This is a genomic window from Paenibacillus silvestris (assembly GCF_009882985.1).
Lineage (GTDB): Bacteria > Bacillota > Bacilli > Paenibacillales > NBRC-103111 > Paenibacillus_E > Paenibacillus_E silvestris.
In genome coordinates, this window is sequence record NZ_WTUZ01000015.1 from 316270 (window position 1) to 328936 (window position 12667).

General features: G+C 50.4%; 12 protein-coding genes. 7 read left to right on the plus strand and 5 right to left on the minus strand.

Annotated elements, in window-relative coordinates; all coding sequences use genetic code 11:
* From GQF01_RS36295 to GQF01_RS12655, 4 genes are all read right to left on the minus strand, one after another.
* The coding region (locus tag GQF01_RS36295) for a DDE-type integrase/transposase/recombinase (protein WP_161407102.1) at nt 1-540 on the minus strand (540 nt) is incomplete at its 3' end.
* 23 nt (nt 541-563) lie between these two features.
* On the minus strand, nt 564-923 hold the full coding sequence (locus GQF01_RS12645; protein WP_161407103.1) for a transposase: 360 nt from the start codon (nt 921-923) through the stop codon (nt 564-566).
* A gap of 301 nt (nt 924-1224) precedes the next feature.
* Nucleotides 1225-4098 (minus strand): DEAD/DEAH box helicase, encoded by a 2874-nt coding sequence (locus tag GQF01_RS12650; protein ID WP_202556286.1) that lies wholly within the window; start codon nt 4096-4098, stop codon nt 1225-1227.
* Nucleotides 4086-5678, minus strand: a complete 1593-nt coding sequence (locus GQF01_RS12655) for an SWIM zinc finger family protein (protein WP_161407105.1) — start codon at nt 5676-5678, stop codon at nt 4086-4088. Before GQF01_RS12655 ends, GQF01_RS12650 begins: the two co-directional genes overlap by 13 nt.
* 191 nt (nt 5679-5869) lie before the next feature.
* Between GQF01_RS12655 and GQF01_RS12660 the strand changes: the two genes are divergently transcribed.
* The 3 genes from GQF01_RS12660 to GQF01_RS12670 are packed head-to-tail and all read left to right on the plus strand — an operon-like array spanning nt 5870 to nt 8346.
* Nucleotides 5870-6163, plus strand: coding sequence for a hypothetical protein (locus GQF01_RS12660; RefSeq protein ID WP_161407106.1), 294 nt, complete (start codon nt 5870-5872; stop codon nt 6161-6163).
* A 35-nt stretch (nt 6164-6198) separates the two neighbouring features.
* A complete protein-coding gene (gene recQ, locus GQF01_RS12665) occupies nt 6199-8010 on the plus strand; it encodes a DNA helicase RecQ (protein WP_202556288.1) in 1812 nt (603 codons plus the stop codon).
* Between the two features lie 27 nt (nt 8011-8037).
* Nucleotides 8038-8346: a 4a-hydroxytetrahydrobiopterin dehydratase gene (locus tag GQF01_RS12670; protein WP_161407107.1), complete on the plus strand. Its 309-nt coding sequence runs from the start codon at nt 8038-8040 to the stop codon at nt 8344-8346.
* On the opposite strand, the gene GQF01_RS12675 is transcribed toward GQF01_RS12670, so the two are convergent.
* A complete protein-coding gene (locus tag GQF01_RS12675) occupies nt 8343-8846 on the minus strand; it encodes a GNAT family N-acetyltransferase (RefSeq protein WP_328803447.1) in 504 nt (167 codons plus the stop codon). The two genes, GQF01_RS12670 and GQF01_RS12675, sit on opposite strands and share 4 nt — an antisense overlap.
* A 123-nt stretch (nt 8847-8969) precedes the next feature.
* Here GQF01_RS12675 and GQF01_RS12680 point away from each other — a divergent pair, with 123 nt between their 5' ends.
* The 4 genes from GQF01_RS12680 to GQF01_RS12695 all read left to right on the plus strand — a co-directional run bounded on the left by GQF01_RS12680 (nt 8970) and on the right by GQF01_RS12695 (nt 12499).
* The gene (locus tag GQF01_RS12680; protein WP_161407108.1) at nt 8970-9557 is read left to right on the plus strand and encodes a hypothetical protein; all 588 of its coding nucleotides are present in this window, start codon (nt 8970-8972) and stop codon (nt 9555-9557) included.
* A gap of 59 nt (nt 9558-9616) precedes the next feature.
* Nucleotides 9617-10090, plus strand: coding sequence for a GNAT family N-acetyltransferase (locus tag GQF01_RS12685; protein WP_161407109.1), 474 nt, complete (start codon nt 9617-9619; stop codon nt 10088-10090).
* A 461-nt stretch (nt 10091-10551) separates the two neighbouring features.
* Nucleotides 10552-11004 carry a MarR family winged helix-turn-helix transcriptional regulator gene (locus tag GQF01_RS12690; RefSeq protein ID WP_161407110.1) on the plus strand — a complete coding sequence of 151 codons (453 nt, stop codon included), beginning with the start codon at nt 10552-10554 and terminating at the stop codon, nt 11002-11004.
* Nucleotides 10988-12499 carry a DHA2 family efflux MFS transporter permease subunit gene (locus tag GQF01_RS12695; RefSeq protein WP_407945402.1) on the plus strand — a complete coding sequence of 504 codons (1512 nt, stop codon included), beginning with the start codon at nt 10988-10990 and terminating at the stop codon, nt 12497-12499. The genes GQF01_RS12690 and GQF01_RS12695 overlap by 17 nt, the downstream gene beginning before the upstream one ends.
* Nucleotides 12500-12667 lie beyond the last annotated feature (168 nt).

Genomic DNA, 12667 nt, shown 5'->3' on the forward strand with positions numbered 1-12667 from the left:
CTCAACATCTGTTAAACGTAAACGTAGTGCAGTTCTTACAACTTGGCAGACCTGCTTTGCATCGCAGCTAGAGCCCAAATGGTAACCTACGATGCTGCGGTCAAACACATCAATGATGCCCGCCATGTAAAAGAACTGGTCATAACCTGCCACATAGCCGTACTTAATGTCGAGCTGCCAAAGTTGGTTTGAACGTGTAATCGTGTGGTTACGAGCGAGTTTCCGTGGATAATGAATCTTCTTTCGCCGCTGTGGATGAAGGATGCCAAGCTTCTCGCATAGGCGGTACGTTTTCTTCTTGTTGATGACCAGATTGCGCTGGATACGCAAGCATTCATTCAACATCAAATAGCCATAGCCATGCTCTTCACCGGAAACGAGTTCCATCAGCCATTCTTCGATCTGCTCATCACTGACGGCTTCACCTGAGCGCGTAAAAGAGTGTTTTGTCACGGGTCTACCACGAAGTACTACGATTGTTTTCTTCGTCGTGGTTCGTTGCGCGGACTTCCTCCTGTCGTAGTACGTCGAAGAAGCCACTCCAGTAAGTTCTAGTATTTTAACTACCGCGTTTCCCTGCCCAATGAACGTTTGTGCAACGTGGAGTCGATCACTGAGGCAGGGTTCTTCTTTTTTACGAGCTCACGCAGAACTTCATTCTCAAGTTCCTTTTCCCCCAACGCCTTTAAAGCTCGATTGTATTTTTCTTCGAGCTCAGCCAATCGTTTAGAGTCGTTGATGCGTTCGTCGATCGTAGGTATGGCGTCTGCACCAAATTCATCTTGAAACTCTTTTACCCAGTTGCGAATGGTCTTCGGTGAGACGTCATACTTCCTTGCTAGAACACCAACTTTAATCCCAGCTAAAGCTTCTTGCGCCACTTTGTTACGAACATCTTTGAATGCGTTGTTTCGTTGTCTCATTCCGTTCAGCCCCCTTTATTTAATAGTACCTTATTTCCCTAGGTACTCTCCAATTCAATTAGGGGGCTAAACAGACAATAGCCATCTGAGCAAAAATCGGGGAACTATGTTCCTCTATTTCGTCATTTTCGCTTAGAAAAGGGCCAATTCTGCTGAAATAGGGCCCCGTAGTTCCCCTAAACTGTGAAAACGCCATTTTTGGCCTAAATAGCGCCCTGTAGTTCCCTCCGGCTCAAACTAGCGCCACGTTGGGTCTACAAGGTTATGACTGCCTGGCTGCACCCAGCTCAGCCGCGTCCGCCTAAGCCTCGACCCACTCGCGTCGCAGCGAGAACAAATCGCGGAGCTCGTCAGTCGACAGCTCGGTGATCCAGTTCTCGCCGGAGCCGACGATCTGCTGACTGAGGCCGAGCTTGCGCTCGATCATCTCGTCGATGCGCTCTTCGAGCGTGCCGAGCGTGACGAACTTGTGCACCTGCACATGGCGCGTCTGCCCAATGCGGAAGGCGCGGTCCGTCGCTTGGTTCTCGACGGCGGGATTCCACCAGCGATCATAGTGGAACACATGATTCGCCGCCGTCAGGTTCAGCCCGATGCCGCCGGCCTTCAGCGAAAGAATAAACACATTTCGCTTCTCGTTTGCCGGCCGGTCATCTGCGTCTTGGAAGTGCGCGATCATCTCATCGCGCCCCGTTTTGCTTGTTCCTCCGTGCAGGAACAACACGGTCTCACCCAGCTCCTGCTGCAGCACGTGCTGCAGCAGGTTGCCAGTCTCGACAAACTGCGTGAAGATCAAGCATTTGTCGCCTTCTTGGCGCAGCTCCTGCACCATCTCAAGCAGGCGCTCCAGCTTGTTCGAGCGTCCGCTCCATGGAGCGGACAACCCTTCCTTCAGCAGCAAGGCAGGGTGGTTGCACACCTGCTTGAGCTTCGTCAGGGCAGCGAGGATGAGCCCGCGCCGCTCCATCGCGGAGAGCGTATCCAGCCGGTCGAACATGTCTTGGATGTAGTTTTCGTACAACGAGCCTTGCTCGGCGGTGAGTGAGATGAACGTTTTGGACTCGTTCTTTTCCGGCAGATCCAGCTGGATCGCGGGATCTTTCTTCTCGCGGCGCAGCAGGAAGGGACGGATCAACTTTTGGACCTTGTTGATAATCTCAGGATCGCGCGTCTTCTCAATCGCATTCACATACCGATGCGTAAACTCACGCACCGTGCCCAGGTAGCCGGGATTCGCGAAGTCGAAGATCGACCACAGCTCCGTAAGCCGATTCTCAATCGGGGTACCCGTTAAGGCAATCCGATGGAAGCCGTTCAAACGGCGAATCGCCGAGGCTTGCTTGGTATAAGCATTTTTTATATTTTGCGCTTCGTCTAGACAGATGGAGTTCCAGGCGATTTCGCCCAGCTCCGCCTCATCCAGATGAGACAGTGTATAAGAGGTTAATACTAAATCAACCTTGCCGACGGCTTCCGTAAAGGCAGCTCCTTTGAACCGCTGAGGCCCGTAGTGCAGATGTACCTTGAGCGAAGGGGCGAAGCGCTTCAGCTCCATCTGCCAGTTGCCGAGGACAGAAGTTGGACAAATCAAGAGAGAAGGCGCAGCAGGCTGCTCGGTTTCCTTGACAGTGAGCAGGTAGGTGATCCACTGAATCGTTTTACCGAGACCCATATCATCGGCTAAACAGCCGCCAAGGCCGAAACGACGCAAGAAGAGCAGCCAAGAGATGCCGTCCACCTGATAGTGGCGCAGCGAACCTTGGAAGCTCGGCGGCGGTTCCACAGTGGGGATCGCAGCCGTTTGCGTCAGCTGGTCAACCATGTGGCGCAGCTGCTCATTCAGCTCGACTTCCATCTCGATGTAACGCATCGCATCGGGATCATCTTCTTCCGGCAGCAGTCCGGCTGCATCTCCTGCGAAATGCAGCTCTAACACGTCGCGGAAGGAGAGGCCCTGCTTCTTCTGGACCTGCTTCATGATTTGCTCAACCTGCGCCATGAACTTCGGATCGAGCTGAATCCAATTGCCGCGAATCTGGATGAGCTTGCGCTTCTCTTCCAGCAGCAGACGGAATTCTTCCTCCGTCAGCTCCAAATCACCAACAGCCAGCTTCCAGTCGAACTGCATCAGCTGGGTTAGCCCGAACATGGTCTCCCGTCCTGAGCCGACGGAAGACTTGATCTTCGCGCGCAGCTTCGGCTTCATCTTGCGGATGCGCTCCCACCAGGCCGGCAGGAACACACTGGTCCCGGCCTCCACAAGCCGCACGCTTCCCTCTGCGAGGAAGCGCCAAGCCTCTTCCTCCGTCAACGTCTGACGGAGGGTGTTATCGCCCGCATCCAGCCAAGGCAGGATGCGCAGCCATTTGGCCGCATCACGTTCGATGCGGCTGAGCTCCGGCTGCCACGCCTCCGGCAGTGGCAGCTCACCCGCCACCGGCTCGCCGGTGGGCGTCACCGTGCGCAGCACGTCCGGCGCAAGCCGGTCCTGCAGCAGCACGCGCAGCTGCCAGCCCGCACCGTGCGCCAGGTCTGGCTCTGCGAGCTGCAGGCACGTGCGCATCGGCGAGCGGTCTTGGCGCCAGCCGATTGCGACGAGCCAGTCTTCCTCGTCGAGCCAGAGATCAGCACCAAGTTCACCCCGCCGCATGAGCGGATACGCCGCCTCCAGCTTGCGCAGATTGTCTTTCATGATGCCGTCTGCGTCCACCCATTCGGGGATCAGCGCGTGAATCCAGCGGGAAACAGCAGGCGATTCCAGAGATTGCAGATCCTCCGGCAGCTGCAGCTTCCAGCCAATCTCGCCGGCCTTCCATTTCTCATAATCCGGCATGAAGCTTCCGGTAGCCAATGCCTCGCGAACCGCAGGCGCTAAGCTGATGAAATCCGCGGAGTCCTGATGCCAGCTAAGCTGTAGATGCTGCACAGGCTGCGGATCGCTGAAATAATCGAGCGCCTCCAGCGGTTGCAGCTCAATGCCTTCGCGATTTTGCCATTCACTTGGTTCCATGAAAGTGCCATAGAAGGAAGCTCGGTGCCAAGCAAAGAGCATATTTTTCAAATCAAGGGCGTCCCAAATGCCGCCGTTCTCGCGGGATCCCCATAGAAACAAGGAGCCGCTGGGGAGGGAGCTTACATGAACCGTCAGCGCGCTGGTTTCGATCATCGAATCCATTTTCCTTTCTTAAGCTCTTCTTGGAAGGCACGCAAGCGTGAGAATTTATCCGCTAAACGATACACATAGTGCTCCCAGCGATCGTTCTGGCCTAGTTGTTTGTATATGCTGTGCAGCTTCTTCAGAAGCCGGACAGCTGTTTTGTAGGAAGCTCTATTTTTCTCCAAAACCGCACGTTCCGCCGCTTGATGATACAGAGGAAGGAGCAAAGCGGGATCATGCTCTTCAATCGCTTTCAGCTCCAGCGTGTATAGATTCAGTGGCGAGATACGGTTTGCTAGCTGTAAATCCACCCATTGCCGATACCTTTTGGTCTGCAGCAAATAGGCTGTGTAATAGTAATAGGAGCGAGGCAGCAGGGACTCCATGACCTGTACCCATTCACTGTCGGAGTCCAAATGCTTCGTCGTGTCGAGCCAATATTGGCAAAAGGTTCGGAAATCATCGTGATTGGCCTGTGCAATCGACTTGAACAACCAGCGAAGCCAGACCAGCATATCCTGCCATTGCTTATCATTGTAATAATAATTCAGGTACAGGAAGTAATCCTTCGCTTGGGGATGAGCCAAGAGTTCGAGCAGTTTGAAGGCACTGTCTGTATCTCCCTGAATGATGTGAAAATGAGCTCTGGCCGCGATCACGGCATCCTTTTTCTTAGCAAGCTGATCCTTTTTGGACAGAAGGGCATCGAGGCGTTGGATCTCCTCTTTCTGCGCGGATTTCTGGCCAGACAGCTTCCACCAGATGAAGCGATACACGAATAGCCAGTCAATCGGGCTGTCTTTTCCTTGCAGCGCGAATTCACCGAGCATTTTGAGTGTAGCCAGCATGTGTTTGGGTTCAGCCGTGAAGGAAGCGTTCAGATCCATCCCTTGGGCAAGCTCGACGAGCTTATCCTCGCAGTTTTTTGCGGCGATTTTGCACCCGTTTTCGTGGTAATAAGACAAGTAAGAGCTTTTGGTCTCTTGATAAAATTGTTCGATCTTACGCATCATGAACAGCACAATATGAAGCATATAGATTTCGCGCATCGAGCTTTTCCAATCGGCTGCAAAACCTGGCAGAGACTCTAACGCAGAGTCATAAAACGTTTCAATGGAGTGCTGATGCGAGATCGAGAACCCGTGAAATCTGCCTTCGAAAAAGCGATGCCAATCGGCAGGTGATGCCGCTTCTTCGGGTTTATTAGCCTTGGCGGCATCTTTGCGTTCCTGTGCCGGGGACGAGCCCCGCAGCGGTTTCTTGCGAGCGAATATTTGTTGCTTTAACTGCTGCAACAGCAGTTCAGGCCGACCATACGGGGCATATAAGCTGAAGAACGTAGCACCGATATGCTGGCAAAAACCATCGAAGGAGCAGCTGCATGAGCTGTCCTGAAAATGTTCTAAATTCACCGTCGTGCTGTGCAGTCTCTTGCCTGCAACCGTCGACTGAATGCTTGTGCCCTTCAGATCGACATCCGCCACGCGGCCTTTATGATAATACTCCCAGCCCTGCTCCAGTACGGCAGCATCGAAATGCAGCGGGATTTGCTTAATTAGGTAGTTCATTCGATTTTTGGGAATCTGCAGTTTCAGCATGTGTGCTTTCCTACCCTCCGAGCGGTACATTCCTTCTTCCATAGTAACAGATTTTTTCCGAAATTGCCCATTTCCACAGTTTATGCCAAAGGGTATTTTTTTATCCGGGGTAAAAACGGTTAACCCTGCATTCGAACCCATAATATGATAAAGTGAAGCTAGAAGGTTAGCTACCGAAGGGAGACTTTACAATGGGCATAAAATTCGGAAGAGAATATAAGGATATTGTCACTGATTTCGTACGCGGCATTGAGATGGTTGATGGTTTCTACGAGCTGCTGGATATGAGCGCGGACGATTGGCAGGAACTTGAGCAGGATGAACAGGAAGAGTGCCTGCGTACGCTGGCTGACGATATTTTTTATGGATTAGGCAACAGTCCTGTGATGCAAATCGGTGCAGGCTCGGTTCGCCATGATCCGGGTAATCACGTGTTGAAGGTTCACGACGGGGAGAAGTTGGTTTCCGTCATTTATTTGGTCTGATTTTTGAGTGAGCGAAAGAAAGGTGTTTAAAAGTTATGCTGCTGGATGGGGCAAGGAAGGTTTTACAACAAGTATATGGATACCCGGAATTCCGCGAGGGGCAGAAGAATATTATCACCAATCTGCTTGAAGGAAAGGATACGCTTGGCATTATGCCGACGGGCGGCGGTAAATCGATCTGCTATCAAGTTCCTGCGATGCTGATGGAGGGGGTAACCCTCGTCATTTCACCGCTGATTTCCTTGATGAAGGACCAAGTGGATGCCCTAGGTGTGCTCGGGGTTCCAGCGACATTCATTAACAGTACGCTGGAAGCTAGAGAAGTGGAACAGCGGATGCAAGGCGCGATGCAGGGCAAGTATAAGCTGCTCTATATCGCGCCCGAGCGGCTGGAGTCAGAGCGGTTCCGCGCGCGCATGTCGGCGCTGAATCTTCCCTTTGTAGCAATTGATGAGGCTCACTGTGTGTCCCAGTGGGGCCATGATTTCCGGCCAAGCTATGTTTCTATTGCTCCGTTTATTCGCGAGCTTCCGAATCGCCCGATCGTAGCGGCCTTTACCGCTACAGCGACAGCCGAGGTGACGGCAGATATCGCAAGACTGCTGGACCTATCGGATGCGGGCATCTTTGTGAACGGTTTCTCGCGGGATAATTTGGAGCTGACCATTCTTCGCGGAGAGAACAAGCGGGACTACATTCACAATTATGTGAAAGAGCATACGCACCAACCAGGCATTATCTATGCCGCTACGCGTAAGGACGTGGAGGAGTTGTACGAGTCTTTGCGGAAAAAAGGCTACGCCGCAGGCAAGTACCACGCCGGTCTAACGGACGATGAGCGCTCCTACATGCAGGAAGCGTTCCTCTATGATGATGTTCGGGTGATGATCGCCACGAATGCCTTCGGGATGGGCATCGATAAGTCGAACGTGCGCTATGTCATTCACTACAATATGCCAAAGAACATGGAAGCTTATTATCAAGAAGCTGGTCGCGCAGGGCGTGACGGGGAGCCGAGCGAATGCATTCTGCTGTTCAGCGCGCAGGATATTATGACGCAGAAGTTCCTCATTGAGCAGAACCAGATTTCGCCAGAACGCAAAGCAAACGAATACAAAAAGCTGCAGACTATGATCGATTTCTGCTATTCACCAAGGTGTCTGCGGAATGTCATTCTGCACTATTTTGATGAGACTAATATTAAAGATACCTGCGGCAATTGCAGCTCCTGCAAGGATGATCGCGACTCCGTCGATATTACGGTTGAAGCGCAGAAAATCTTCTCCTGCATCCGTCGCATGAACGAACGTTTCGGTATTTCAATGGTTGCCTCCGTACTCAAGGGGTCGAAAGCGAAGAAAATTGTCGAATATCGGTTCGATCGACTACCGACCCATGGCATTATGCGAGATTTGCCGGAAAAAGAAATATCCGATCTGATCAATGTATTGATCTCGGAAGGGTTTTTGCAGCTGTCTGAGGGCCAGTATCCAGTGGTCAGATTAATGCAGCCTGCAGCGGAAGTGCTTCAAGGGAAGCTGCCTGTGTACCAAAAAGTGCGCAAACAGCAGGTCAAAGCCGCTGCTATCGACAATACCTTGTTCGAGCAGCTGCGCCTGCTTCGCCGGGAAATTGCTGCACGCGAGAAAGTACCGCCGTACATTATATTCTCCGACAGCACGCTGCGTGAGATGAGTGAAAGCTGCCCGACCTCGGAGTCTGCCATGCTGCGAATCAAGGGTGTCGGTGAGGTCAAATACCGCAACTACGGGAAGCCATTCCTTGATTTGCTTCGTACGTATGCGGGAGAGAGCGAAGCCGAGGCGGTCGCTTATGATTTTGAGTAAGGATAGGTCTGGAAGGGGCGGAAGTGCGTGAAGCTTGGGAATAGTGACATTGAACGGAAGCTTGGGGCGCTCGCTGGCTGGACGACAGAGGATCATAAATGGATCGTGCGGAAATACCGTTTTGCGGAATTCCTGCAGGGCATTTCCTTTGTGAATCATGTCGCCCGTATCGCTGAAGCTGATAATCACCACCCAATGATTGCCATCGATTACAAAATGGTCACCCTGCGGCTGACGTCTTGGCATGCTGGCGGTTTGACAGAGCTGGATTTTCAGTCAGCTGCCAGGTTTGATCAAGCATTTGAAGAGGTGTCTGCAGAATCCAGCAGCACTTAATTTGGAGAGGCTGCGTCGTACACCATGCAATGAAAATTCGACATGCCCATTGGCGTCTGTTTTTCATACGTGTCCGTGATCGTGAAACCAGCACGCTCATAAGTGCGGATTGCTCGCTCATTCCAGACAAGCACCTCAAGGTCGATCTCGTGCCCGGGGGCGATCTTCTGCGCTTCACGGGTGAGAAGCTGCACGAATTGGAGGCCAATTCCGCTGCCTTTTCCTATAAGATCCGGACGGAGTCCGAGACCTAAGCGCGTGACGCCGACAATCGGGAAGAACTGAACGAAGCCGGATAATACGCCACTCGCATCGACGACGGCTCTGTACTGTTCACCCCGAATGTGCGCGTCAGCGAATTCGATCTGCTCTTGGAGCATGATTTCCCAAGAGGGCCAATTATAAAGCTCGTAGGGAGACGGATATTTCCACGTACATAACTCCTCGCAGTGCGCGTTAGTTAGCGGTACAACTCGCCAGGGTAAGCTTGCTTTTACCACTTTTATTATCACCTTTTCATTTATTGGTTGGAGGATCGCATGGGTTGGCTTTTACATATTCCAATTACTACATGTATTCTGTTTTCTATGCTCATGTTGGGATTACATACATTTCGAATTTCTGTGAATAAGAAATGGCCACTTGTGCTCATCTTCACCTTTGTTATCTCCTATTTGGTTGAACTATTTACGTTCATTATGGACACGAAATCTTGGAGTCCCATGCTTGCTATTGTGCTTGAAGCCATCTGTGTTCACTATCTATTAAGGTTGCGCAAGCTGCATTCGCTTATGATCGTCTTGCTTGGGGCGGTGGGCTATACGATTTATTTAGCCATTGTTTTATTCGTCGTATCGTCAGTAACAGATATTCCCGTTGATGATTATTTCGACAGGCTGGATTCCTGGTATCGTCCTCTGAAAATCTATGCCGCACTGCTGGCGTGCCTTACGGCACTGCTTTTGAATAAGAATCGCTTAGGTTTTACCATGCGGTTGGAACGAAATGATGCCAAGACGGCTTATCAAGCGTGGCGTCCCCGGAATCACGTGTTTATTCCCGCTCTTTTGACTGCTTTTATATTATTCTCCTCTGCTTATTATGGCGTATCTACGCATGTAGCGTCCATTTTCTATTGGGCTGCAGGGTTTTGCCTAGTGTTAGCCTGGATGATTTATCTGCTGTATCGCAAGGAGATGGAAGAGCAGTAAAAGACAGATTATGGGTACACTAAAGTTAACGATTTAATTTGGATGAGGAGGTCATTTCAATGACCCAAGTTACCGTACGTGAGGCTGTTATACAAGATATTTCCCAGTTAAAAACGTTAATGCTCGCTTATATTGTGGATTTTTACCAATATCGCCAACCAGAGGATGAGAAGCTGAACGGATTGATTCACCATCTGTTGGAGCAAAAGGACGGCATCCAATTCGTCGCGGAAACGGAAGAAGGGAAATTGGTCGGGTTTACGACCTTGTATTTTACCTTCAGTACGCTTCGTGCTTCCAAGGTAGCGGTCCTGAACGATCTCTATGTAATTGAAGCAGAGCGCGGTCAGGGTGCGGCTGCGAAGCTTTTCGCTGCTAGCAAAGGGTACGCGGCTAGACATGGTTATGCGAACTTAACATGGACCACGGCTAAGGATAACCTCCGTGCGCAGGCTTTCTACGATAAAGTGGGCGGAGATCGCAGCGATTGGCTCACTTATTCAGTGAATCCCACGATTGGTATCGGGGATTAATCTTCTCGCGTAGCCCCAGTTCGGGCAAGCATAGGTTGCCGAAGCGCGGGAACTACAGTCCGCTATTCGTGCGATTGTGCCCCCCTGGATAGAATCAGGGGAACTATGATCCGTTATTTCGCCGGGATTGGCGGAAATGCTGGTTTACAGGGCTCAATAGGGCCCTGTAGTTCCGCTAGGATAGTGGAATGCAGCTGAATTGCATATATAGGGGAATATAGTTCCCTTTCGACTATCTCGACCGCTCCACCTACATCTCCACCTCCAACTCTCGTCTCGAGGGATTGGAGGTTTTTTTGCATCGTCTGGTTGACGAGGTTAAATTTTAAAATCGTTTTCATAATGTTTGGATAATCACAAATACTAAAGAAGTCCTCGGTGGTCCCATATATAAAAATTGACATATAACCAAGATTGGATCATACTATTATTTCGTATACGAAATAATTAAGGAGGTACCTTTGGACGATCAACAGCGTGTTTTACAAATCTTCCATACCTACCGAGAAGTCAATCAAGCTTTTTATCAAGTTTTGTCAAAAGTAGCTCAGCGTCATGGCCTTACGCCGCTTCAGCTCATCGTACTTCGCATATTGGAAGAATTTCCGGGGATTAGACTGATGGAGCTTTCTGAGAAATTAAAACTTGGGAACAGTACATCGAGCGGCATTGTCGATCGGATGGTCAAATCAGGTCTAGTCACGCGTGAGCGCACCGAGTCAGATCGCCGAGCGATGATGCTGAGGTTATCGGACAAAGGAGCCGCGCTTTGGGAGGAGTCTAATGCAACGCGCATGAAGATGCTTCGACCTTTACTTGGTTTATCTGAAGAGGATCAAGAGCAGCTCTATCGGGTTCAAAATAAGATTTTAATGATTTTAAAGAACATAGGTGAGGATGATCTCAATGACTAGCATGATTAATGCAAATTTACGCAAGGGGCCAATTATGGCCTCGTTGCTTATTGCCGCATTCGTGGCGTTATTAAGTCAAACGGTCTTAAATGTAGCCCTGCCCAAAATGATGATTGATCTGAATGTGAATGAAAGCACGATTCAGTGGCTGTCCAACGGGTATATGCTCATGAATGGCGTTCTCGTTCCAATTAGTGCCTATCTGATTAACAGGTTCACAACGCGCAAGTTATTCTTAGTAGCTTCGTCACTATTTGCTCTTGGGACGATTATTTGTGCATTATCTGGGGATTTCAGCTGGCTTCTGGGTGGTCGACTTGTCCAAGCAGTTGGTGCGGGTATTCTTATGCCGCTTATGTCTGTTGTTGTTCTGACCATTTTTCCTGTCGCTGAGCGAGGCAAAGCAATGGGCATGATGGGGATTGCAATGATTTTTGCTCCAGCGATTGGACCAACGATGTCTGGCTGGATTGTGGAACATTACCATTGGCATGTTCTGTTTTATATCATTCTGCCGCTGGCACTATTTGCCGTCATTTTCGGAGCGTTCTCTATGAGAGACGTTATTAAAACATCAAATCCAAACCTTGATGTGCTGGGCGTTATTTTCTCTACGCTTGGTTTTGGGGGTATTCTCTACGGATTTAGTGCCGCTGGGTCAGACGGGTGGGGAAGCGTAGATGTTGTAGCTTGTCTCGTCGTAGGGGGCATATCCTTGCTGCTCTTTATCCTGCGTTCGATCATGGGTAAGACACCGTTACTCGAATTCCGAGTATTCAAATATCCAATGTTTTCCCTAACGACGCTTATTAACGCAATCATCACGATGGCTATGTTTTCGGGTATGATTCTGCTGCCTATCTTCCTGCAAAACATTCGGGGCTTCACACCGCTTGAATCCGGTTTGCTTTTGCTGCCGGGAGCCATCTTGATGGGGATTATGTCACCGATTACCGGCATGATTTTCGATAAAATAGGCGCTCGCTGGTTGGCCGTTATCGGTTTAATCATCACAACCATCACAACGTATGAGTTCAGCCAACTGACCGCGGAATCGACTTACAATCATTTGATGCTGGTATATACCCTGCGGATGTTTGGGATGTCCATGCTGATGATGCCGATTCAAACAGCTGGTATGAACCAACTGCCGCGAAGCTTGAATGCGCATGGATCAGCCATGTCGCAGACGCTTCGTAACGTATCCGGTGCGCTTGGAACGGCGCTTCTCGTCACATTCATGACGAACAAAGCAGCTTCCCATGCCAAAGAGCTCATCATCTCGGGCAGAATCGATCCGAGCGACAAAGCCAAAATGGCGGAAGTCACGCAAGCAGCAACAATCTACGGGATCAATCACTCCTTCGTTATCGCTACATGGCTGAGCGTTGTTGCTCTCGTGCTTGCTTTCTTCATCCGTAAGGTTCAACCGCACGAGGAATCAAAGGATGCTACTACTAATGCGCAAGTTGCCGCTTTGTTTGAGGATGAATGAGGAAGGCCCTATGTTGCATTAAACACAAAAGACTGTCAGGCCTACCGCCTCGGCAGTCTTTTTCTCATACCGTTGAATGATCCCGTGCTAGTCTCAAACATAACTTTCGTGCGCAACACTTTTACGATAAAATAAGTGGAGGTAACTGGAATTCATTGCAGGTAGGGG